The organism is Streptomyces venezuelae (assembly GCF_008642375.1).
Taxonomy (GTDB): Bacteria; Actinomycetota; Actinomycetes; order Streptomycetales; family Streptomycetaceae; genus Streptomyces; species Streptomyces venezuelae_G.
Genome location: NZ_CP029194.1, coordinates 2,074,916 through 2,097,760 on the forward strand (window position 1 = coordinate 2,074,916; position 22,845 = coordinate 2,097,760).

The following is a 22,845-nucleotide window of genomic DNA, read 5'->3' on the forward strand; positions in this document are numbered from 1 at the left end:
TTCGGGTGACCAGTTGATCAAGCGTGGGTGGGTTCCTCCAGGACCGCGAAGCCGTCCAGCTCGACCCGCGCCTGTTCGTCCCAGAGCCGTACGACTCCGATGACGGCCATCGCCGGATAGTCGCGGCCCGCCAACCTGCGCCAGACACGGCCCAGTTCGGCGGCGTGGGCGCGGTAGTCGTCGACGTCGGTGGTGTAGACCGTGACGCGGGCGAGGTCGGCCGGGGTGCCGCCGGCGTGGCGCAGGGCGGTGAGGAGGTTGCCGAGGGCGGTGGTGAACTGCTCGGGGAGGGTCTCCCCCACGACCTTGCCCTCGCTGTCGAGCGCGGTCTGCCCGGCGAGGAAGACCAGGCGGGTGCCGGTGGCGGTGACGGCGTGGGAGAAGCCGGTGGGCGGGGCGAGTTCGGCCGGGTTGTGGCGGTGGAGGCTCATGCGGAGACCGTCCTCTCGGGAGGGGCGTCCGTGACCGTCGGGCGGCTCGCGTGGGTCGCGTGGGTCGCGTACAGCTCTTTGGCGATGATCGCACGCTGGACCTCCGTGGCCCCCTCGTAGATCCGGGGTGCGCGCACCTCGCGGTAGAGGTGTTCCAGGAGGTGGCCGCGTTGCAGGGCGGCGGCTCCGTGCACCTGGACGGCGGCGTCGACGACGTACTGCGCGGTCTCGGTGGCGAGGAGTTTCGCCATCGCGGAGCGCCTCGGCACGTCCGGGTCGCCGCTGTCGTACGCGGTGGCCGCCGCGTACACCAGGAGGCGGGCGGCCTCCGTGCGGGTGGCCATCTCGGCGATGCGGTGGGAGACGGCCTGGAGGTCGGCGAGGACGCCGCCGAAGGCGGGGCGGGCGGCGGTGTGGGCGACGGCGGCGTCGAGGGCCGCCTGCGCCATGCCCACGGCGAAGGCCCCGACGCTGGGGCGGAAGAGGTTGAGGGTGTGCATGGCGACCCGGAAGCCCCGGTCCGGTTCGCCGAGGAGGTCCTCGGGGCCGACGGGCACACCGTCGAAGGTGAGGGTGCCGAGGGCGTGCGGGGACAGCATGTCGAGGGCCTCGCCGCCGAGTCCGGGGCGGTCGGCGGGGACGAGGAACGCGGTGACGCCGCGGGCGCCCGCGCCCCGGGTGGTGCGGGCGAAGACGGTGGCGAAGTCGGCCTCGGGGGCGTTGGAGATCCAGCGTTTCTCGCCGTGCAGGCGCCAGCCGCCGCGTCCGTCGGGGACGGCGTCGAGGGCGAGGGCGGCGGCGTCGGAGCCGGCGCCGGGTTCGGAGAGGGCGAAGGCCGCGACCGCCCGGCCGGCGGCGGCCTCGGGGAGCCAGCGGGCGCGCTGCGCTGTGGTGCCGAAGGCGGCGACCGGGTGGGTGCCGAGGCCCTGGAGGGCGAGGGCGGTCTCGGCCTCGGTGCAGGCCTGGGCGAGGGATTCGCGCAGGAGGCAGAGGTCGAGGGCGCCGGCGTCGAAGAGTCGGGCGAGGAGGCCGAGTTCGCCGAGGGCGGCGACGAGGGGGCGGTTGACGCGGCCCGGCTCGCCCTTCGCGGCGAGCGGCGCGAGGTGGTCGGCGGCGAGGGTGCGGAGCTCCGCACACCAGGTGATCTGTCCCGGATCGAGCGAGAATGCGGGCATGTGGGCCCTCTCCGACGCCCTGCGGCGCCCTTGTCGCTGCGCCCTCCGGCGCTTTCCTCCGTGCGCCGGTCGGCGCGTTCGTCCCCGCGCCGCCGGGTACGTCCTTCCGTACCCTTCCGCCCGACGCTCTTGTCGCGAACCGTTGACTGCCGTCACCAACACGATACGCTCGTGTGGCGTTGAGCGACCCCACCACGACAGGGGGACGGACTCATGGAGCTGACGCCCTCGGCCCATCTCGACACCTTTGCCCGCGACGGACTGCCTCCGCCGGAGCGCTGGCCGCGCCTCGTCTTCGAGCTGCCGGAGCTCGCGTACCCCGACCGGCTCAACTGCGGGGCGGAACTCCTCGACCGTACGGTGGAACGATTCGGCACGGACCGGCCCGCCTTCCACGACGCCGAGGGCCGGATCTGGAGCTACGGCGACCTCCTCGACCGGGTCGACCGCATCGCCCACGTCCTCACGTCCGACCTGAAGGTCCGGCCGGGAAACCGCGTGCTCCTGCGCGGCCCGACCACCCCCTGGCTCGCCGCCTGCTGGCTCGCCGTGATGAAGGCCGGCGGCGTCGCCGTCACCGTCCTGGCCCAGCAGCGCGCGCCCGAGCTCGCCGTGATGGCCGAGGCGGCCCGCTGCACCCACGCGCTCTGCGACACCCACTCCCTCGACGAGCTCCTCTCGGCCCGGATCCCGGGCCTCCGCGTCACCCCCTTCGGCGGGGACGGCCCGGACGACCTGCTCGCCCTCGCAGCCCGCCGCGACGGCCGGTACGAGGCGGTGGCGACGGCCGCCGACGACGTGGCGCTCATCGCCTTCACCTCCGGCACCACCGGACAGCCGAAGGGCTGCGTCCACTTCCACCGGGACGTCCTCGCCGTCGCCGACACGTTCTCCGCGCACGTCCTGCGCCCGCTGCCCGACGACGTCTTCGCCGGTTCGCCGCCGCTCGCCTTCACGTTCGGCCTCGGCGGGCTCGTCGTCTTCCCCCTGCGGGCGGGGGCGAGCGCGGTGCTCCTCGAACAGGCCGGTCCCCGGCAGCTCCTCGCCGCGATCGAGCGGCACCGGGTCTCGGTGCTCTTCACCGCCCCGACCGCCTACCGTGTCATGCTCGACGAGCTGGCCGGCGAGGGCGCCCCCGACGTCGGCTCGCTGCGGCGCTGCGTCTCCGCCGGCGAGAACCTCCCCGAGGCGACCTGGAACGCCTGGTACGGCCGCACGGGCCTGCGCCTGATCAACGGCATCGGCGCGACCGAGCTCCTGCACATCTTCATCTCGGCCGCCGACGGCGACATCCGCCCCGGCACCACGGGCCGCCCGGTGCCCGGCTGGCAGGCCAGGATCGTGGACCGGGAGGGCCGGGAGGTCCCGGACGGCGAGGAGGGCCTGCTCGCCGTGCGCGGCCCGGTGGGCTGCCGGTATCTCGCCGATCCGCGCCAGGCGGAGTACGTACGGGACGGCTGGAACGTCACGGGCGACACGTACGTCCGCCGGCCCGACGGCTGGTTCCGGTACGTCTCACGGGCCGACGACATGATCATCTCGGCGGGGTACAACATCGCCGGTCCGCAGGTCGAGGAGGTGCTCCTCGACCACCCCGACGTCGTCGAGACGGCGGTCGTGGGCCGCCCCGACGAGTTGCGCGGCCAGATCGTCGTCGCGTACGCGGTCGTACGGGACGGGGTGCCGCGCGACTCCGGCACGGCCGCCGCACTGCGGGCCTTCGTCCGCGCCCGCCTCGCCCCGTACAAGTCGCCCCGCCGGATCGTCTTCCTCGACGCGCTGCCCCGCACCGCGACGGGCAAACTGCAGCGCTTCCGGCTGCGCGATCCGGTCTGATCCGGCGCCGGGCGCGTCCGGCCGACCCCCTAAAGTGATCACGTGGCCGAGCAGCACACTCCCCGATCCCTGATCGTCTCCCTCTACGGCGCGTACGGCCGAGGGCCCGACGAGTCCCCGATGCCGGTGGCCGCGCTGATCCGGCTGCTCGGGGGGCTCGGCGTGGACGCGCCCTCGGTGCGCTCCTCGGTCTCGCGGCTGAAGCGGCGCGGGCTGCTGCTGCCACGCCGGACGGCGGACGGCGCCGCCGGGTACGCCCTGTCGGAGGACGCGCGGCGGCTCCTCGACGACGGCGACCGCCGGATCTACGCCCGTACGGAGCCGAAGCTGTCCGACGGGTGGGTCCTGGCCGTCTTCTCGGTGCCCGAGGCGGAGCGGCACAAGCGGCACCTGCTGCGCTCCCGGCTCGCCCGGCTGGGCTTCGGCACGGCGGCGCCGGGCGTCTGGATCGCGCCCGCCCGGCTGTACGAGGAGACGCGGAACACCCTGGAGCGGCTGGAGCTCTCGACGTACGTGGACCTCTTCCGGGGCGAGCACCTGGGGTACGCGGCGACGGCCGAGGCGGTGGCCCGATGGTGGGACCTGCCGGCGATCGCGGGGCTGCACGAGGAGTTCCTCGCGGTCCACGAGCCGGTCCTGCGGTCCTGGCGCTCGGCGCCGGGCGGCCCGGAGGACGCCTACCGGGCGTACCTGCTCGTCCTGGACTCCTGGCGCCGCCTGCCGTACGCGGACCCGGTCCTGCCGGCGGAACTGCTCCCCGACGACTGGCCGGGCCGCCGCTCGGCGGAGGTCTTCGCGGCCCTGCACGAGCTGCTGTGGGACCGGGGCGCGGACTTCGTGCGCCCGTTCGTCGGCGGGGACACCCCCTAGATCGCGGTGTCGTCCTGGAGCACGGTGTCGTCCTAGAACATGGTGTTGTCGTTCTTCGAGGTGGGCGGGACGACCTGGAGGACGTCCCAGTGCTCGACGATCCTGCCGTCGGCGTCGAAGCGGAAGATGTCGATGCCCGCGTACTCCTCGCCGGGCCAGACCTGGCGGCAGTGCAGGACGACGTGGTCCCCCTCGGCGAAGGCCCGCCGGTACTCGACGCGCTTGCCCGGATACTCGGCGGCCATGCGCTCGAAGTAGTCGACGAACGCCTGCTTGCCGTCGCCGACGTGCGGATTGTGCTGGATGTAGGTGTCACCGACGTACCGCTCGACGGCCTCGGCGGGACGGCACTCGTTGAACATCAGGTCGTAGAACGCCTTGGCCGTGGCCTTGTTCTTCTCCGGGTCGCTCATGGGGCCACCGTAGGGCCGCCAGGCGCGTGCGGCGCGGTGGGGCGGCCTCCCCGGGTGCTCTCGCGGCAGGCGGCCTTCCGCGCCGACATCGCCCTGACCAGGGAGGCGAGTGCCGCCGCGGACAGGACGGTGCGGACCGTGTTCCAGGCGGCCCAGGAGTCCTCGAAGGCGGCGCGGGCCGCCGACGGGTCGCTCGCGGTCGCCAGGGCTTCGTTGAGGGGGACGTTCGCCGCCGTGGTGACCAGGAAGACCGCCGCGCACAGGACGAACCCGGCGAGCGTCCAGGCGCGGGCCCCGGTCGTTCGGTGCTGCCAGGCGGCTGCGCCCGCGAGGATCGGTGCGCCGAAGAACGCGGCGAGGAAGACCGGGTTCTGGATCACGTCGTTGATGTTCCGCATGACCTCCACGAAGACGCGGTCGTCGCTACGGGCCATCGCCGGCATCACCGAGCAGGCGTACGCGAAGAAGACCCCGGCGACCAGTCCGGTCACCACCGCCGCCGCGCCGAGGACCGCCCCGGCACCCTTCCCGCCCCTGTTTTGTGTCATGTCCTTACTCAAGGGCAGCGGAGGTGCGCGGACCATGGTTCCGCGTCGCACCCGCATGCGCGAGCGTCCACGGCCGACCGGCCGGTCCCCCTACTCGCGGCGGCCCGTCGGGGGTGGGCGACTGCCCGCGCGGTACGGGGCGGGCCAGGGCGCCGCCGGGCCCTCGTAGCCCTGTTCGGCCGCCGCGTGGAGCGTCCAGTGCGGGTCGTAGAGGTGCGGGCGGGCGAGGGCGCAGAGGTCGGCGCGGCCCGCCAGGAGCAAGGAGTTGACGTCGTCCCAGGAGGAGATCGCACCGACGGCGACGACGGGGATGCCGACCGCGCTGCGGATCCGGTCGGCATACGGGGTCTGGTACGAGCGGCCGTACTCGGGGCGTTCCTCGGGGACGACCTGGCCGGTGGAGACGTCGATCGCGTCCGCCCCGTGCGCGGCGAAGGCGCGGGCGATCGCGACGGCGTCCTCGGTGTCCGTGCCGCCCTCGGCCCAGTCGGTGGCCGACACGCGCACCGTCATGGGGCGGTCCTCGGGCCACACCTCCCTCACGGCGTCGAAGACTTCCAGCGGGAAGCGCAGCCGGCCTTCGAGGGTGCCGCCGTAGGCGTCGGTGCGGTGGTTGGTGAGGGGGGAGAGGAAGCCGGAGAGCAGGTAGCCGTGGGCGCAGTGGAGTTCGAGGAGGTCGAAGTCGCAGCGGGCCGCGCGGCGGGCCGCTGCGGTGAACTCCTCGCGTACGGCGGCGAGTCCGGCGCGGTCGAGGGCGCGCGGGGTCTGGTTGACACCCGGCCGGTACGGGAGGGGTGAGGCGGCGACGAGCGGCCAGTTGCCCTCGGGCAGCGGCTGGTCGATGCCCTCCCACATGAGCCGGGTGGAGCCCTTGCGGCCGGAGTGGCCGAGCTGGACGCCCAGCGCCGTGCCGGGCGCCTGGGTGTGGACGAAGGCGGTGATACGGGCCCAGGCCTCGGCCTGTTCATCGGTCCACAGGCCGGAGCAGCCGGGGGTGATGCGGCCCTCCGGACTCACGCACACCATTTCCGTCATGACGAGTCCGGGGCCGCCGAGGGCCCTGGCTCCCAGGTGGACGAGGTGGAAGTCGCCCGGGACGCCGCCCTCGGCGACGTACAGGTCCATGGGCGAGACGACGATCCGGTTGCGGAGGGTGAGTCCGCGCAGGCGGAAGGGGGTGAACATGGGCGGGGTCCCGGGCGGGCAGCCGAAGTCGTGTTCGACCGTGTCGGTGAAGGCCGGGTCGCGCAGCCGCAGGTTCGCGTGGGTGACGCGGCGGCTGCGGGTGAGGAGGTCGAAGGCGAAGCGGCGGGGCGGGCGGTCGACGCGGCCGGCGAGCTCCTCGAACCAGCGGAGGCTGGCCGCGGCGGCGCGCTGGGTGGACTCGACGACCGGACGGCGCTCGGCCTCGTATGCCGTCAACGCCTCGTCGAGGGTGGGGTGTTCGCCGACGTGCCGGGCGAGGGCGAGGGCGTCCTCGACGGCGAGCTTGGTGCCGGAGCCGATGGAGAAGTGCGCGGTGTGGGCGGCGTCGCCGATGAGGACGGTGTTGCCGAACGACCAACGCTCGTTGACGACCGTGCGGAACGCGGTCCAGGTGGAGTTGTTCGCGCGGAGCTCCCGGCCGCCGAGCGCCTCGGCGAAGATCTTGGAGCAGCGGACGGTGGACTCCGCCTCGTCGAGTTCGTCGAACCCCGCGGCCCGCCAGACCTCCTCGCGCATCTCCACGATGACGGTGGAGGAGTCACCGGAGAAGGGGTAGGCGTGGAGCTGCATCACGCCGTGCTCGGTCTCGGCGATCTCGAAGCGGAAGGCCTCGAAGGGGCAGTCCGCGGCGAGCCAGATGTAGCGGCAGCGGTGGGTGGTGACGGTGGGTCGGAAGTGGTCGGCGTGCGCCTCGCGGGTGCGGCTGTGGACGCCGTCGGCGGCGACGACGAGGTCGTGGGCGGCCGCGAGCTCGGCGGCGGGCGGGGCCTCGGCGCGGAAGCGGAGCCGTACGCCGAGCTCGGCGCAGCGGGCGTGGAGGAGCTCCAGGAGGCGGCGGCGGCCGAGGGCGGCGAAGCCGTGGCCGGTGGAGGTCGTGCGATGGCCCCGGTGGACGACGTCGATGTCGTCCCAGCGGACGAGCTCGCGGCGGAGCGCCTCGTACACGGCGGGGTCGGCGTCCCGGATGCCGCCGAGGGTCTCGTCGGAGAGGACGACCCCGAAGCCGAAGGTGTCGGAGGGCGCGTTCCGCTCCCAGACGGTGACCTCGCGGGCGGGGTCGAGCCGCTTGAGCAGCGCGGCGGCGTAGAGACCACCGGGGCCACCCCCGATGACGGCGATCCGCACGGGCCGCGCGGGCGTCGCGGGCGTCGGCTCGGGGCTCATGGTCAGCGGCCCTGCCATTTCGGGGGGCGCTTCTCGGTGAAGGCCGCGTGGAACTCCGCGTAGTCCTCGCCGTGCATCAGCAGGGCCTGCGTCGCCGCGTCCAGCTCGATCGAGGCCGCGAGCGGCATGTCCAGCTCCGCCGAGAGCAGCGCCTTCGTCTGGGCCAGTGCCAGCGCCGGGCCGTCCGCGAGCCGGCGGGCGAGCGCGGCGGCGCGGGTGTCGGCGGCACCTTCCTCCGTCAGCTCGCTCAGCAGGCCGATGCGTTCGGCTTCGGCCGCCAGGACCGGTTCGCCGAGCATGAGGAGCCGGGTGGCGTGACCGAGCCCGACGACGCGGGGCAGGAGGTAGGCCGCGCCCATGTCTCCGCCGGACAGGCCGACCCGGGTGAAGAGGAAGGCGAAGCGGGTGGTGGGGTCGGCGACCCGGAAGTCGGCGGCGAGGGCGAGGACGGCCCCGGCGCCCGCCGCGACGCCGTGCAGCGCGGCGACGACCGGGAAGGGGCACTCGCGGAGCGCCCGGACGACCTGGCCGGTCATCCGGTTGAAGTCGAGGAGCCGGGCGGTGTCGAGCGAGAGGGTGGCGCCGATGATCTCGTCGACGTCACCGCCCGAGCAGAAGCCCCGCCCCTCGCCGCCGAGCACGAGGGCGCGGACGGCCCGCTCCCGGGAGAGCTCGGCGAGCAGGTCGCGCAGGTCGGCGTAGGCGCCGAAGGTGAGGGCGTTGAGCTTCGCGGGGCGCGCGAGCGTCACGGTGGCGACGCCCTCGTCGAGGTCCAGACGCAGGTGCCGCCAGCGTTCGGTGCGGGTCGCGGAGCCGGTAAAGGGGCTCATCCGGAACGGCCTCCTTCCTCCTCCCGGAGGGTATCACTGAACTGTGACCGTCGTCACGAGTACGCGATAAAGGGGGTGTGTGCCCAGGCCCCACAAGGTCCCGGGAGACAGGTGACCGAAGTCCCTGGCGCCCGGGGAGGGGGGCCCTGGGAACGGGATCTTGTGCCTCGTAAGGTTGAAACCAGGACGTCTCGGGATGCCCCCACCCCACTCGCCCACCTGCCGACCTCGGCGAAGGGAGCCCTGCCAGCCATGCCCGAAGCCACCGGACCCGCCGACCACCCCGCCGGACCCGCCGGACCCGCCCAATCCGCCGACCACCCGGCCGGAGCCGCCGCCTGGCGCGTCCGCCTGCCTCACACGACCGCCGCCGTGCCGATCGCCCGCGCCCTGATCCGTGCCGCCCTCAACGACATCGACCCCGGCGCCGCCTCCCTCCCCGACGGGGACACCGCGGAGCTGCTCACCGCCGAGCTCGTCGCCAACGCCGTCGAGCACACCGCGGGCCGGGGCCCGATCGAGCTGGTCGTCGAGCTGTTCGCCGCACCGGGCGGCTGTCAGATAGAGGTCCACGACTCCGAGCCGGCCCGCGCCGGCGCGCTCGTCTGCCCCGCCCCCGGGGCCGAGGTCGACCCCTGGCAGGAACACGGCCGCGGCCTCCTCCTGATCCGCGCGCTCAGCAGCGACTGCGGCCATCGCCCGACCGCGCACGGCAAGGCGGTGTGGTTCACGCTCCCCGGGATTCCGGCCCAGCGCCGCCGCCAGGAGCCTTGAGCGGAGCCGCTCGGCCCAGCCGTGAGTGGCGGCGGCCGTGGAGCGCGTACACGAGCGCTCCGACGACCAGCGCCTCAGGCGCGGCCCGCCATGGTGGCCACCAGGACCGCCTTGATCGTGTGCATCCGGTTCTCGGCCTCGTCGAAGACGACGGAGTGCTCCGACTCGAAGACCTCGTCGGAGACCTCCAGCTCGGTCAGACCGTGCCGGGCGTGGATGTCGCGGCCGACGGCCGTGCCCAGGTCGTGGAAGGCCGGCAGGCAGTGCAGGAACCTGACGCCCGGGTTCCCGGTGGCCCGCAGCACGTCCATGGTCACGGAGTACGGGGCGAGGGCGGCGATGCGCTCGTCCCAGACCTCCTTGGGCTCGCCCATCGACACCCAGACGTCGGTGGCCACGAAGTCGGCGCCGCGAACCCCGTCCGCCACGGAATCGGTGAGCGTGATCGTGGCGCCGCTCGTCTCGGCGAGCTTGCGGGCGGCGGCGACGATCCCCTCGGCCGGCCAGTACGCCTCCGGGGCGACGATCCGCACGTCCATGCCGAGCAGGGCCCCGGTGACGAGGTAGGAGTTGCCCATGTTGAAACGGGCGTCGCCGAGGTAGGCGAAGGTGATCCCGTCGAGCGGCTTGTCGGTGTGCTCGGTCATGGTGAGCACGTCGGCGAGCATCTGGGTGGGGTGCCAGTCGTCCGTGAGGCCGTTGAAGACGGGGACCCCGGCGAACGCGGCGAGCTCCTCGACCGCGGCCTGGCTGTCGCCCCGGTACTCGATGCCGTCGAACATCCGGCCGAGGACACGGGCGGTGTCCTTGACCGACTCCTTGTGCCCCATCTGGGAACCCGAGGGGTCCAGATAGGTCGTGGAGGCGCCCTGGTCCGCGGCGGCGACCTCGAAGGCGCAGCGGGTGCGGGTCGAGGTCTTCTCGAAGATGAGGGCGATGTTCCTGCCGCGCAGCCGCTGGACCTCGGTGCCCGCCTTCTTGGCGGCCTTGAGCTCGGCGGAGAGCGCGATCAGGCCGCGGAACTCCTCGGCGGTGAAGTCCAGCTCCTTGAGGAAGTGGCGGCCGATGAGGTCAGTGGTGGCCATGGGACGCGCTCCTGGGGTACGGGTCGACGGGACGGTGGCAGCAGAGGTGACGGCGCGACGACCGACGGGCGACGACCGGCCGCGACGCTGGAAGTCTATACGTACATCAGCATTTATATACAGCCCTGGTGCTCTCTCGCCTGGGGGAGTCGGGTCCGCGGCCGTCCGCGGGAAGGACTCAGCTCGCTTCGCGCTCCACCGGGCAGCTCATGCAGCGCGGGCCGCCCCTCCCCCGGCCCAGCTCGCTCCCCGGGATCTCGATCACCTCGATGCCCTGCTTGCGCAGATGGGTGTTGGTGGTGACGTTCCGCTCGTACGCCACGACCACCCCCGGCTCCACGGCGAGGACGTTGCACCCGTCGTCCCACTGCTCGCGCTCCGCCGCGTGCACGTCCTGCGTCGCCGTCAGGACCCGGACGTCCTGGAGCCCCAGGGCCGCGGCGATGGCACTGTGCATCTGCTCCGGCGGATGGTCCGTCACCCGCAGGGACTGCCCCGCGTCGCCGGGTTCGATCGTGTACGACCGGAGCATGCCGAGCCCCGCGTACTGCGTGAACGTGTCCTGGTCGACCATCGTCATCACCGTGTCCAGGTGCATGAACGCGCGCCGCTTCGGCATGTCGAGCGCGACGATCGTGCGCGCCGAACCGGCCGCGAACAGGCCCCGGGCCAGCATCTCCACCGCCTGCGGGGTGGTGCGCTCGCTCATCCCGATGAGCACGGCGCCGTTGCCGATGACCAGGACGTCGCCGCCCTCGATCGTCGAAGGGTAGTCGCGCTGCCCCTCCGACCAGTGGTGGAAGGGACCCGCCTCCGGGCCGGCGAAGAGCGGATGGTGCCCGTAGATCGCCTCGAAGTGCACCGTCTCGCGCTGCCGGGCCGGCCAGCGCATCGCGTTGATCGAGACGCCGTCGTAGATCCAGGCCGAGGTGTCCCGAGTGAAGAGGTGGTTCGGCAGCGGCCCGAGGACGAAGTCGTCCAGGTCGAGGGCGTGGAACCGCACCGACGTCGGCTCCCGGTGCGCCGCCAGGAACTCCCGCTTCGTCATGCCGCCGACGAGCGCCTCGCCGAGCGCCCCCGCGTCCAGCGAGTCGAACGCGGCGCGCAGGTGATCGGCGGCCAGCGGCCCGTACTCCTTCTCGTCGAAGACCCGGTCCAGGACCAGCGCGCGGGCGGCCGGCACCTCCAGGGACTCCCGCAGCAGGTCGCCGAAGAGATGGACCTCGACCCCTCGGTCGCGCAGCACGTCGGCGAAGCCGTCGTGCTCCTGGCGGGCCCTGCGCACCCAGAGCACGTCGTCGAAGAGAAGGGCGTCCTTGTTCGACGGCGTGAGCCGCTTCAGCTCCAGGTCGGGGCGGTGGAGGATGACGCGGCGCAGCCGCCCGGTCTCGGAATCGACGTGGAATCCCATGGGCCCATCCTGACGGAGCGCGGCGGCCCGGGCCCGTCTTTCGGGCCTTCGGGCCTGGGGTTGCGGAGACGGGTTCCGACCGCACGGGCCGGTGGCATCACCTCATGACGGTGGCGACGAGGATCGCGGCGAGGAGGAGGGCGAGCACGACGGCGGTACGGCTCAGGAAGCGCCGGGTGTAGCCGTTGACCGATTCGTCGGACGGCGGCGGCGGCTGTGGGTGTGGCTGTGGCTGTGGCTGCTGCGTGTACGGCACGGCGCGGGGTGCGCCCGGGGGAGTCGGCCTGCCGGGCGACGGGGCGTGGTGAGGCGCTGGGGCATGGTGGGGCGGCCGGTCCTGGTGGGGCGGCGGGGTGCGCCGGACGCCGTGCGCCTCCTTGAGGAGCGTGAGCCAGACCGCGTCGGGCAGGCCCGGGCGGTCGCCGTCGACGATCTGCCAGAAGGCTTCCCGGGCCGACGGCACGGGGCTCGTCCGGAGCCGGACGAGCAGGGCCGCGACCGTGCCGACCGGGGCGTCACCGCCGCCGAGAAGGGGCCGGACGGCCCAGCGGTGCAGCTCGGCGGCGTTGGACGCGCGCTGCTCCTCGGGCGGCTCGGAACGGTCGTGCTCGGCGCCGGGCAGCGCGGCCGCCCAGAGCTCGCGTCCGAGGACCACCTCGCAGAGTTCGCGGCGCGCCGGATGCTCCCAGGTGGGCAGGCGCCTGGCGATCTCCTGGAGGAGCAGGGTGACGACCACGTACATCTGGGGGCGTCGCAGGGCGTCGAGCAGCTCGCGGCTGCCGGCCCGCTCGACGAAGCCGCGGGCCTCCGCCACGTCGTACGCGGTCGGCAGCCGGTGGACGAGCCCGGTCTCCACCTCCCGCTCCCGCCCCCACGGCTTCCTGGCCCACACCCGCCGGCCGCCACCGGCCGGACCGGTCCACTGGGCGCCGACGAACGGCAGGACGGGACGGGGGTACGGGTCGTCCACCCGCTCGGGGGCGGGGTGGGACCGGACGGGTGCGGGGGTGGGGGTGGGGGTGGGTTCGGAGTCGGGGGCAGGCACGGCGCCCGGGTCGGGGGCCGGGGTGGTGGGACGGTCCGGGGCGGGGTCGGGTTCGCGTACGGGGTCGGGAGCGGGACCGAGGCCGGCCTGGCGTGGTTGCGTGCCCTTGGCCCAGGGGTCGGCCCCGCCGGGAGCCTCCCCGTGGGACGTGTCCGTGTACGGCTCCGGCGCGGCGGGCGCGTACTCCGGCTCCGGTTCGGCCCGGTATCGCGACCCCGGCACAGCCGGATCGCCAGGTTCGGGCCCGGCCGGGTACACCTGCTCCGGTACGGAGCGGGACCGCGGGCCCGTCAACGACCCGGACCGCGGGTCCGGCTTCTCCCCGGACCTCGCGTCCGGCCCCGCCCCGCGGCGCGGCTCGGGCGTCGGCTCGGACCGCGGGTCCGCCCCTCGCCGAGGCTCGGGCGCCGTCTCGAACCACGGGTCCGGCTCGGCCTCGTACCGCGGCTCCGGCTCGGACCGGTACCGCGGCTCGGGTCCTGGCGCGCGCCGCGATTCCGGCGCCGCCTCCGACCACGGGTCGGGCTCGGAGCCGTACCGCGGCTCCCGCTCCGGCTCCGGCCCGCGCCGAGGCTCCGGCCCGGACCCGCGCCGTGGGTCCTCCCCGCTTCCGTACCCCGGCGTCGGATCGGCCCCGTACCCGGTCCTCCCCCCGGGCGGGAAGCGCGGTTCCCGGGGGCGTGGGGCGCCGCGGCGGGCCTGGGTGTCGAGGGTGTCCAGGGCTCGGGTCACCGTGTCGAGGAGGAGGGTGCTGCGGGCGGACGCCGCCTCGTGGAGGGCGCTGCTGACCGCGTACTCGCGGCCGTCGCCCTCCTCGACGCCCCGCAGGTGGTGCCGGACGAGCCGGGCCGCGATCTCCTCCTCGCGGTCGCCGACCCGCTCGCGCGGGTCGACACGGCAGCGCCCGGTGTTGGGGCTCGCGGCGCCCGACCAGCGGCCGACGAACACGAAGCGCAGATCGGGCAGTTCGGACGTGTCGTGGCTGGCGAAGGTCCACCGGCGGTCGATGAGTGCGCCGAACATGCTGTGCAGCCCCCACAGCACGGGGCAGGCGGTGTCGCCGCGTTCGTCGAGGACCGTGAAGCGGGCTTCGGGGTTGCGCAGCAACTCTGCGACCGCTCCGGTGAGTTCCGTGGCGGCGTACGGCAAGAGCTCGTCGAGCTTCCACTGTCCCCGGCCCGTCGACGGCAACAGAGCCTCCTCGCGCACCGCCGGCAGCCGGCCGCGCACCACCGCGAGGTGCGCGACGTCGACGCCCGGCCAGTCCCAGGCGTGGAGGCCGAGGCAGACGGCGGGGTCGAGGAGGGCGGGCGAGCCGACGAGCGCGTGGCAGAGCACGGACGACGCTCCGTCGGCTGCCGTGAACGGGATGCGCCGGATCAGCATCACGCCCGGCCGCCGATGGAGCCGGATCAGGGCGGACCTGGTCTCGTCGCCACTCGCGCGCAGCATGGGACCGGAGATCCGGAAGAGGCTCTCCGTCTCCTCACGGGGCCCGGACCAGGCCACCGGGCCGAAGCCGGTGCTGCCCGAGGCGTTCTCGCTGTCCCAGCGGAAGACGATCTGGTCGACCTCGTTCTCCGACCGTGTCATCGGACGATTCCCTCCATAGGCTCCGCCCCGGGCAGCAGCCCGCACATGGCGAACAGGGACAGCAGGGGCGCCAGGACCCGGCGCGGCCGGACCCCGTGCGGAAAGCGGTCGCCGCGGGCCTGCCCGCCGGTGGCCGCGACGAAGTGCAGGGAGCAGTTCGCGCAGTCGTCGAAGGGCTTGAGCCAGGCGGCGCTGGCGTGGTGGGCGAGGAAGGCGTACGCGTCCCGGCTCTCGTCGTGCGCCTCGGCGGGGTCGTATCGGCCGGGCAGGGCCCGGCCGAGCCACCGGTCGACGGACGGCTCGAAGCGCACGAGGTCGCTCTTGTTGACGGCGAGCGCCGCGGGCGCCGCGACGAGACCGCCGCGCTGCCTCGGGATGCGGTCGAGCACCGTGGCGAAGGCCTCGTCGCCGAGGTCGCGGCGGCGCAGCCCGCTCTGGTCCCGGACGGGGTCGAGAGAGCCGAGACGGAGTGCGCGCAGCGGGTCGAGGACGAAGACGAAGGCGTCGACCCCCATGAGGAAGCGGGCCACTTCGCCGTCCTGCGCGAGGTCCTCGCCCGCGAGGTCGAAGAAGACGACGGGCCGGGGCGTCCCGCCGCCCGCGGAGACGAGCAGGCCGTCGGCGAAGCGGGCGAAGGTCTGCTGTCCCGTGCGGCCCAGCTGCCGCCCCTGCTGGAGGTTCTGCACGCGTTCGCGCAGATAGGTGCGGTGTGCCTCGGGGTTGAGGGGACGGCTCCGCAGTCCGTACGGGGCGAGGCCGCCGAGTTCGATCTCGCCGAGCATCGCGGCGAGGAGGTGGGTCTTGCCGACGGACGAGCTGCCGACGAGGGCGACGGAGAGCGGCTCGCCGTTGGTGAGGTAGGGCACGGGGAGTTCGTGCTCCTCGTCGCCCTCCACGGTGTGCGGGCACAGGTGGTAGGCCTTGCGGAGGGCGTCCGCGATGTGGGCGGGGCGCCGTTCGCCGCTGAGGTCGAGCGGGATCCGGTTGCCCTTGGCGTCGATGGTGACGAGCAGGCGTTCGTCGTACTCGACGGGCAGCAGGCAGTGCGGGCACATCCGGCTCCGCGAGGGCGGGGCCGGTGACGGTTCGAGCGGCGACGCCGGAGCGGCGGGGCGGCCGGGTCCTTCCCCGCCGCCGAAGATCCGGTCGATCAGGGTGGTGCGCGAGGAGCGCGGATCCAGCGCCGGATCCCCCATGTCGTCGCCGCTGCCGCCGTACGGCTCCGCTGCCGGCGGCGCACCCCCTTCGAACACGGCCCGCTTCCTGGCCAGTTGGCGGTCGTACTCGGCGCGGCCCCGGGCGAACCGGTCGGCCGCTCCGGCGGCGGTGGCGAGCGGATCGGGGACGTTCAGGAGCCGCATGAGCTCGACGGGGCGCGGCCGGTCGGCCGCCCTCGGGGAGAAGAGCCCGCTCTGGGCCAGCGCGGCGAGACGACGGTAGTCGGCGAGGTCCCCCGGCGGGCCCTCGCCCCGAGCGGGACGCCCGGAGAGGAGGTAGTAGCCGAGCTGGGCGACGGACCACAGGTCGTCGCGCGGGTCGGCGGGCCCGAGCCCCTCGCGCTGCTCGGGCGAGGCCCACGGCGGGCCGCCGAACGGCTCGCGCGCCTCGCCCGCGCGCAGCGCGGCGAAGGGTTCGCAGAGCCGCACGTGGGCGCCGTCCCACCGTACGGTGTCGGGCGTGACGGCCCGGTGCACGAGGTCGACCCTCTCCAGGAGCCGTACGGCGAAAGCCAGTTGGCCGATGATCCGCTCCTGCTCCTCGGGGCCGAGGCGGCCCGCCCACTCGGCGAGCGGCCGTCCGCCGGGCATCCGGTACAGCACGAAGGGCTCGGGCGCGGCCAGGTCGAAGCCGACGATCCTGGCGAAGACGGCACCGAACTTCTCCTCCCCGTATCGCCGTTCGAGGGAGACGGCGGCCGCGACCTCGCGTTCGAGGAGGTCGTACGCGTGGGGGTCGGCCTGCGCGGAGGCCGCCAGCCGGAACTGCAGGACCGGCCATCCCGCGCCCAGTGTGGCCCGGCGCGCGAGGACTCCGGGCCGGCCGGGCGGCCTGCGGTCGTCGCCGAACCGGACGGTGAAGCGGACCGGCTCCTCGCGGTGGCTGAGGAACTCCAGTTCCTCGTAGTACGGGTGCGGGGGGCTCATGGGCTCGCTCAGGTGGTCGGGGTGGTGGGGATCGACGGGGTGGTGCTGCGGGCTCTGCATGGCGTCCGAGCCGAGTTCGTCCGGGTCGCGCGCGTCGTCCAGTCGGTCCAGGTAGTCCGGGCGGTTCGGGTCGTCCTGGCGGCTCGGGTCGTTCGGGCGGTTCGGGCGGTTCGGGTGGTTCGGGTGGTTCGGGTGGTTCGGGTCTGTCACGGTTCTCCCGCCTCCTCGGCGCGGACGGTGTGCACGACGTCCGCGCGCAGCGGTACGAGGCGGAGGATGCCGGCGTGCCGCCCCGCACCGGTCCACACCACGCCCTCGGCGGTGCCCCGCCAGATGTCGTCCCCCGCCGTGCCGCGCCGCATCGCCTCGGGCACGAAGCGGACCTGCCGGGCGGCGAGCGGGTCGTGGGAGAGCAGCCGCAGGTGCGCGGGGCCGCAGAGCGCGACCGTGCTGCCGGGGTCGTCCTCGGTGCGCAGCAGCCGGGCCACCGCGTCCGGGGCGACACCGGTGAGGCGGGCCGCGTCGGGCCGCTCGGAGCGGTCGGTGAGCGCGGCGAGCGAGGTGAGCGCGCCGAGGTCGCGGAGGCCTTCGTACGGGGGCGGCGGCGAGGCCGCCGCATCGCGCTCCAGCCTGATCCGGGTCTCGTCCAGGAGTTCCGTCAGCCGCCGTCTCTGCGCCGTGTGATCCGTGGCGCCGGGGTCGCGTTCGATGCCTGCCCAGCACCCGTCGACGAGGAGGACGGCGCCGGCGACCAGATCGCCGACGAGTGTGTCGACGAGCGCGGAGCCCCCGTCCCCGTACCGCCGCTCCAGCCACGCCGGAGCGGGCGCGGCCTGCGGGGACGACGGCGGGTACGGGGACGGCGCGCGCGAGGGCGGCGGGGGTGACGGCGGCGCGTACGAGGACGCGGCCGGGTCCCGCACCGGCGGCTCCTCGGCCATGTCCGACCAGCCGTCCTCCTCCCCGGCATCGCTCCAGTCGTCCCAACTCCAGGTGCCCGTGCCGGTGTCGGCGCCACCACCCGGGTTCGGGCCCCGGCCCGGACCCGACGTGGGTTCGGAAGGTTCGTCGTCCCAGGAAGCCCAGTCCGACACGGGATCCGACGTCCGGTCCGCCGTCCAGGCCGACGCCCTCTCCGGCCCCCGGTCCGGCGTCCACCCACCGCCGTACGCGTCGGCGGTCCCCGCGAGATCGCGCAGCAGCCGGGACACGGCACCGGCACCGGCCGAGCAGTGGTGCCGTACGTCGGCGAACAGCCAGTCGTGCACGGCGGTCGTCACGACCAGGGCGTGGATCTCCCGCACGATCCGGCCCGCCTCCTCCGGGTCCGCCCGCGCCCACCAGTCGTCCACGGCCCGGGTCCAGTCGCGCAGCGCGAGCAGCACCACGGCCGCGGCGGACACGGCCAGGGCCACGGCCCCGGCCCAGACCGGCGGGCCCAGGAACTGGCCGAGGCCCGCCCCGGCGAGGCCGCCGAGGACTCCGCCGACCAGCCGGGGCGCCGCGCCCGTGGCACCGCCGCCGTCGATCCGCCCGTCCGGCGAACGGTTCGGCCTGCGCCGCAGCATCAGCCAGGCGAGTGCGGCGGCGAGGCCGCCGACGGCCGGTCCGAGGACCCAGCCGAGCACCGGCCACACCCCGGCGAGCAGCGCGAGGAGGCCGGTCAGGGCGAACGCCGCGGGCCGCGAGCCGCCGGCCGTGAAGGGATACCGGCGCCCGAGCCGCCGCAGCCGCTCCGGACCGCAGATCGCGTCGAGCCGCGCGAGCCGGGAGGAGCTGCCCGCCGGCGCGGTGCGCGCGGAGAGCGCGGAGAGCCGGGCCGCCACGGAGCGAAGCGGCAGGCCCCGGCCGATCAGGTCGTACGTGTGGTCCCGCAGCGCCGGGACGATCCCGGCCCGGGTGATCTCCCGGGGCAGTTCGGGGAGCTCGATCCCCCGGTCGCGGAGCACCCCGCGGTGCTCCGCCGTGAGCCGGGTGCCGCCCGCCGCTCCGAACGCGTCCGCGACGGCGGTACGGAGCCGGGCCAGCTCCTCCGTGAGCCGCTCGATGTCCCCCGGCAGGTCGACGTCACGGCCCGCCCCGGTGAGGAGCCCCGCCGCGCCCCGCACCCGGTCGTGGCCGTCGACGGCGTCGTCGAGGGCCTCCTGGCAGGCGGCGAGCCGGGCCCCCGCGCGACCGCGCGCGGGGAGCCAGTCGTGACCGGACAGGGAGCGCGGCACACTCTCGCCGAGGAGCAGCGCGAGTGCGCCCGGCACGTCTTCCGGTGAGGCGGACCCGGCCGGCACCTCGGGGCCCGTCAGCCCTTCGACGGCCTGTCGCCAGGCCCGCGCGCGGGCCTCGTCGGTGAGGTCGTGCTCCAGGACGCGCACGGCGGGTACGGCCACGCCGTGCACCACCTCCCCGAGCGAGCCGAGGACGGCGTCGAAGACCTCAGGAGTGGCCAGCACCTCGACGAGCGGGCGCAGGGCGGCGTCGTCCGAGGCGTGCCGCCCGTCGGTCTTGTCGTCGCCCCCGGTGTCGAGGAGCCACAGGACTCCGGCGGCGGGCGGGCGCAGGGTCAGGGTGCGGCGCAGCGTCCGGTCGCCACGGGCGCCGACGGCCAGACACACGATCTGGGCGGGGCCGTAGGAGGAGAGGCGCTCGTAGAGGAGCTGGTGGCCGACCAGCCCGTCGGCCTCGTCGACGACGAGGAAGCGTCGCTCACCGCCGGGCTGGGGGACGTCCAGCGCCGCTCGGACGGCTGCGCCGGGGTCGTCCGGGCCGCCCGCCCGCAGGTCGAGGCAGACGGCGTGGCCCGGCAGGGGGCGTTCGGGGAGGACCCGGTCGTTCACTGCTCCTCCTCTTCCAGGTCCCAGGGGTACCCGTCGGGTTCGAACTCGGGCTCGGGCTCCAGGTCCCAGTCCTCGTCGTAGAGGGACCGGCCGGGGTCGGACTGTCCGTACCCCCCGGCTCCCGGCGGAGGCGCCTGGTCAGGCCCTTGGCCGTTGCGGTGAGCCTGGCCGTGCCCCTGACTCTGCCCGTGCCCCTGCCCGTGGCCCTGCGTCGCGTGGCCGTGCCCGTGGCCCTGCGTCGCGTGCCCGTGGCCCTGGCCTTGCCCCTGGCCCTGACCCTGCCCACGACCCGCGGCTCCCACGCCCGGACCCCGGCCCCGCCCCCGGCCCGCCCCCGCCGGCCCGTGCCGGTCGAAGAGGGCGCGGAGGGTGGAGCGGGTCGCGCGGGTCCCCGGCGGGAAGCGCATGTCGAGGGCGCCCGGGTAGGTGACCTCCCAGAACTGCCGCAGCGGCGCGAGCCATTCGATGTCCGTGTCGCCGTACTCGCGGTACTCGGCCTCCAGCCGGTCGAGCAGGACGAGCTGGCGCGGCGCGACCTCCTCCACGAAGTGGGTGAAGAGCCGTGACGGCGGCTGCGGCACCTGCGTGAGGCCCTTGGGCAGGGTGCGCATGAGGCGTTCGCAGAACACCTCGATGATCTGCCCCTCGTCGAGCAGCGCCCAGCGCTCGTACGCGCGCAGCATCCCCGCCCAGCTGGAGAGCGAGCCGTCGAAGGCCTCCAGGCGCAGCGACATGGTCGCTGACTCGCCCTCCCGGAGCCTGATCCGGACGAGGTCGGGCGAGTCGGCCGGTCCTTCGGTGGCGATGTCGCCGTTCCACATCGCGCAGAGCAGCCGGTGCATGATCCGCTGACGGTCCTGCTCGGTGGCGACGAGCCAGTCGTCCTGGTAGCCGAGCCGCTGCCGCCAGTGCAGGAAGTCGTCCTCCCCGGCCGAGTCGCGGGCCTCGGACCAGAGGCTGAGGACGTTGCGGACCTCGGAGATGTCGGTGAGGTTCATGCCGCTGCGGAAGAGGACGACGGTGAGGGAGTGGGTGTCGACGGCCCGGTACTCCTGGTCGGCCTTGGCGGGCAGGTTGAGCGCCTGCCGGAGGAAGCCGGCGGCCCGCCCGTCGGACTCGCTGGCCGGGTGCACGATGAGGATCTTCATCGGGCCGCTGCCGTCCGGGACGAAGCCGACGGGCAGCAGCCCGGCGAGCCGGGCGCGGAACTGGTCGAGCCAGCGCGGGTCGACCTTCGACTCGGCGCCCTCGTCACCCGCCGCCGCCCTCAGCAGCAGCTCCATGGAGGGCAGCAGGGGGCGGGTGAACTTGGCCTCGTTGGCCTCGCCGAAGAGCTTCTTGACCCGGCGTTCGAGGACCTGCTTGATCTCCTTGACCGGCGCTCCCGGCGAGCGGCGGACCGCGTCGAAGGCGCTGCGCCAGTCGTCGGGCCGGATCAGCTTGTCGAGGAGGGTCGCGGCGTCGGTGGCCTCGGGGAGGCCCTCGCTCTGGGCGAGCCGGTCGACGACGTCGTCGTAGAAGGCGCGCAGGGTGTTCTGCGGGGGCAGGAGGTAGGCGATGCCGGCGCGGTCGTCGCGGTAGAGCTCGCGGCGGCGGTCGGCGAAGTTGCGTGCCTCGTCCTGTTCGTGGGCGCGGAGCGCCTTGGTGAGTTCACCGAGCTCGTTGACGGTCCGGGTCAGGGAGAGCCGCCACTGGGCCTCGCCCGCCTGCCAGCCGCGGTGCCAGAGGCTCCGGGCGCGCCACTGGTACCAGGCCTGCTGCGCGGCGAGCGTGTCCTGGACGTCGGGGTCGTTCCACCGGGCCGGTACGACGCCGCCGAAGCCGCCCTTGATCGGGGGGATCGGCGGGGCGGCGCTCTGGACGTGGGAGGGCCGCTCGGGTTCGTTGCGCCGGTTGTCGAGCATGCCGGTGAAGCCCACCCTGGCGACTCTCTCGGGGTGGCCGGGCAGACCGTGCAGGACGGCTTCGAGCTGGAACGGGCCGATGAGACCGAGGAGTTCGCGGGCGCCGTAGCCCGGCCTGAAGTCCTCGGTGAGGCGCGGTATCTCGCGGGCGAGGTTGGCGTCGAGACGGCGCAGCGCGTCCTCCATGTCCCCGAGCCGGTGCTGCAGTTCCTGGGCGATGTCCTTGCGGCCCCTGGGGAGCTCCTCCGGTCCGGGGACGTCCGGTGCCTCGCGGTTCCAGAGCCGGCCGATGCCGGAGCGGACGAAGAGGTCGCGGACGGCCTCCGAGCCGTCCCGGGCGGGCCGCCGGGCCCTTTCCTCCATGCCCCGCACGGCCTGGGCCAGGAGCCGGGCGGCGACGATCTCGGCGAGGTCGTCGACGGGGACGGTGAGGGAGGCGGCGAGGCTGGTGGACATGCCCCGGTAGCCGATGCCGGAGCGGGCGGGCGTCGAGCGCTCGACGGCCTTGTTGACGAACCGCTCCGCGAAGGACTGGTAGTCGTCGTCGGCGTGGGCCACCGTGCCGTTGGACTCGCTGAGTTCGGTGCCGATGAGCGACATCACCATGGCGGTGATGGAGCGGCGCAGGTCCTCGGATCCGATGACGGACGGCTTGGAGAAGAGGAAGGCGGTCTGCATGGTCGCGGGGCGCAGGGCGACGACCCCGTCCCTGGGGTACGTGACGCTGAGCCGGCCGCGCTGCTCGACGTCGCCGACGGAGTCGGTGGAGTCGGGCATGTTCTGGTCGTCGACGAGCCGTGACAGGTCCACGAGGGCGCGGGCGGCGTTGAGTTCGGCCTCGCGTCCGCCGCCCGCCTCCGGCGGGAACGCCGAGGGCATGACGACGAGCGGGTAGATCTTCACCCCGGGCACCTTGGCGTTGCGGAACTCGTGCCCGACGAGGTGGATGAAGTCGTAGAAGATGCCGGCGCCGGTGCCGCCGGCGACGGAGAAGGCGACGAAGACGTCGCAGCCCCGGATCTTGCCGCCGCCGACCCGCTGGAGGTCGCCGGCCGACTGGCCGATCGCGCCGATCGCCTCGCGGAGCTGCCGCAGGACGGGTTCCAGGCCGGAGCGCAGGGTCGCGAAGAGCGCGGAGCGCCCGACGGTCGGCAGCTGCCCCGCACCGCTGTTGAGGGGGGCGACGCGCGGCTGCCGGATCCGGGGCGGCAGCCAGAGCCGGGTCTCCTCGGGGACGGAGACGCGGAGCATCTCCGTGACCTCGGGAGAGGAGTCGAAGTCGGTGGGCAGCAGGTCCCGGATCATCCGGGAGGTCCGGGCGAAGGCGGCGCCCTCGGCGCCCTTGGCCTTGAACTGCGGCTGCTTCGTGAGCTCCGCCTCGCTGAAGTCGGCGTAGACGAACTGGAGGCAGTCCGGCAGCTGGAAGGGCATCCGGCGGCCGCCGTCGACGAGGTCGGTGCCGTCGGGGCCGCAGAGCTCCCGGCGGAGGCTGCGCTCGAGTTCGGTGCCGATGCGTCCGCCGGTGCCGCCGAGCCCGACGAAGAGCATGGGCTGGTAGATCTTCATGTCGTCTCCCTTGGGGGCC

The 22,845-nt window shown here is 74.4% G+C and carries 15 protein-coding genes; 3 read left to right on the forward strand and 12 right to left on the reverse strand.

Going from position 1 to position 22,845, the window contains the following annotated elements; genetic code table 11:
* Positions 1-17: 17 nt before the first annotated feature.
* Together DEJ46_RS09230 and DEJ46_RS09235 are read right to left on the reverse strand one after the other, a co-directional pair.
* Positions 18-431: a RidA family protein gene (locus tag DEJ46_RS09230; protein WP_150265097.1), complete on the reverse strand. Its 414-nt coding sequence runs from the start codon at positions 429-431 to the stop codon at positions 18-20.
* Positions 428-1,606, reverse strand: coding sequence for an acyl-CoA dehydrogenase family protein (locus tag DEJ46_RS09235; protein WP_150265099.1), 1,179 nt, complete (start codon positions 1,604-1,606; stop codon positions 428-430). The genes DEJ46_RS09230 and DEJ46_RS09235 overlap by 4 nt, the downstream gene beginning before the upstream one ends.
* A 213-nt stretch (positions 1,607-1,819) precedes the next feature.
* Here DEJ46_RS09235 and DEJ46_RS09240 point away from each other — a divergent pair, with 213 nt between their 5' ends.
* Together DEJ46_RS09240 and DEJ46_RS09245 are read left to right on the forward strand one after the other, a co-directional pair.
* Positions 1,820-3,442: an AMP-binding protein gene (locus DEJ46_RS09240; protein ID WP_150265101.1), complete on the forward strand. Its 1,623-nt coding sequence runs from the start codon at positions 1,820-1,822 to the stop codon at positions 3,440-3,442.
* A gap of 42 nt (positions 3,443-3,484) precedes the next feature.
* Entirely contained in the window at positions 3,485-4,312 is an 828-nt protein-coding gene (locus DEJ46_RS09245) for a PaaX family transcriptional regulator C-terminal domain-containing protein (protein ID WP_150265103.1), read from the forward strand.
* A 32-nt stretch (positions 4,313-4,344) separates the two neighbouring features.
* On the opposite strand, the gene DEJ46_RS09250 is transcribed toward DEJ46_RS09245, so the two are convergent.
* The 4 genes from DEJ46_RS09250 to DEJ46_RS09265 all read right to left on the reverse strand — a co-directional run bounded on the left by DEJ46_RS09250 (position 4,345) and on the right by DEJ46_RS09265 (position 8,473).
* A complete protein-coding gene (locus DEJ46_RS09250) occupies positions 4,345-4,725 on the reverse strand; it encodes a nuclear transport factor 2 family protein (RefSeq protein ID WP_150265105.1) in 381 nt (126 codons plus the stop codon).
* Positions 4,722-5,273 (reverse strand): DUF1772 domain-containing protein, encoded by a 552-nt coding sequence (locus DEJ46_RS09255; protein WP_150265107.1) that lies wholly within the window; start codon positions 5,271-5,273, stop codon positions 4,722-4,724. The genes DEJ46_RS09250 and DEJ46_RS09255 overlap by 4 nt, the downstream gene beginning before the upstream one ends.
* A 90-nt stretch (positions 5,274-5,363) precedes the next feature.
* A complete protein-coding gene (locus DEJ46_RS09260) occupies positions 5,364-7,661 on the reverse strand; it encodes a bifunctional salicylyl-CoA 5-hydroxylase/oxidoreductase (RefSeq protein ID WP_150265109.1) in 2,298 nt (765 codons plus the stop codon).
* Positions 7,646-8,473 (reverse strand): enoyl-CoA hydratase family protein, encoded by an 828-nt coding sequence (locus DEJ46_RS09265; RefSeq protein WP_150265111.1) that lies wholly within the window; start codon positions 8,471-8,473, stop codon positions 7,646-7,648. The genes DEJ46_RS09260 and DEJ46_RS09265 overlap by 16 nt, the downstream gene beginning before the upstream one ends.
* Before the next feature lie 252 nt (positions 8,474-8,725).
* On the opposite strand from DEJ46_RS09265, the gene DEJ46_RS09270 reads away from it, so the two are divergent.
* Positions 8,726-9,247: an ATP-binding protein gene (locus DEJ46_RS09270; protein ID WP_150265113.1), complete on the forward strand. Its 522-nt coding sequence runs from the start codon at positions 8,726-8,728 to the stop codon at positions 9,245-9,247.
* Between the two features lie 74 nt (positions 9,248-9,321).
* Here DEJ46_RS09270 and argF read toward each other — a convergent pair whose 3' ends face one another.
* The 6 genes from argF to DEJ46_RS09300 all read right to left on the reverse strand — a co-directional run bounded on the left by argF (position 9,322) and on the right by DEJ46_RS09300 (position 22,826).
* Positions 9,322-10,332: an ornithine carbamoyltransferase gene (argF, locus tag DEJ46_RS09275; protein WP_150265115.1), complete on the reverse strand. Its 1,011-nt coding sequence runs from the start codon at positions 10,330-10,332 to the stop codon at positions 9,322-9,324.
* Between the two features lie 178 nt (positions 10,333-10,510).
* Positions 10,511-11,743, reverse strand: a complete 1,233-nt coding sequence (locus DEJ46_RS09280) for an arginine deiminase (protein WP_150265117.1) — start codon at positions 11,741-11,743, stop codon at positions 10,511-10,513.
* Positions 11,744-11,840: 97 nt separating this feature from the next.
* Positions 11,841-14,381 carry a hypothetical protein gene (locus DEJ46_RS09285; RefSeq protein ID WP_150265119.1) on the reverse strand — a complete coding sequence of 847 codons (2,541 nt, stop codon included), beginning with the start codon at positions 14,379-14,381 and terminating at the stop codon, positions 11,841-11,843.
* Entirely contained in the window at positions 14,378-16,735 is a 2,358-nt protein-coding gene (locus DEJ46_RS09290; protein ID WP_223834573.1) for a hypothetical protein, read from the reverse strand. Before DEJ46_RS09290 ends, DEJ46_RS09285 begins: the two co-directional genes overlap by 4 nt.
* Positions 16,732-19,356, reverse strand: coding sequence for a hypothetical protein (locus tag DEJ46_RS09295; protein ID WP_150265121.1), 2,625 nt, complete (start codon positions 19,354-19,356; stop codon positions 16,732-16,734). The genes DEJ46_RS09290 and DEJ46_RS09295 overlap by 4 nt, the downstream gene beginning before the upstream one ends.
* Complete coding sequence (locus tag DEJ46_RS09300; RefSeq protein ID WP_150265123.1) at positions 19,353-22,826, reverse strand: tubulin-like doman-containing protein; 3,474 nt, start codon at positions 22,824-22,826, stop codon at positions 19,353-19,355. The genes DEJ46_RS09295 and DEJ46_RS09300 overlap by 4 nt, the downstream gene beginning before the upstream one ends.
* Positions 22,827-22,845 lie beyond the last annotated feature (19 nt).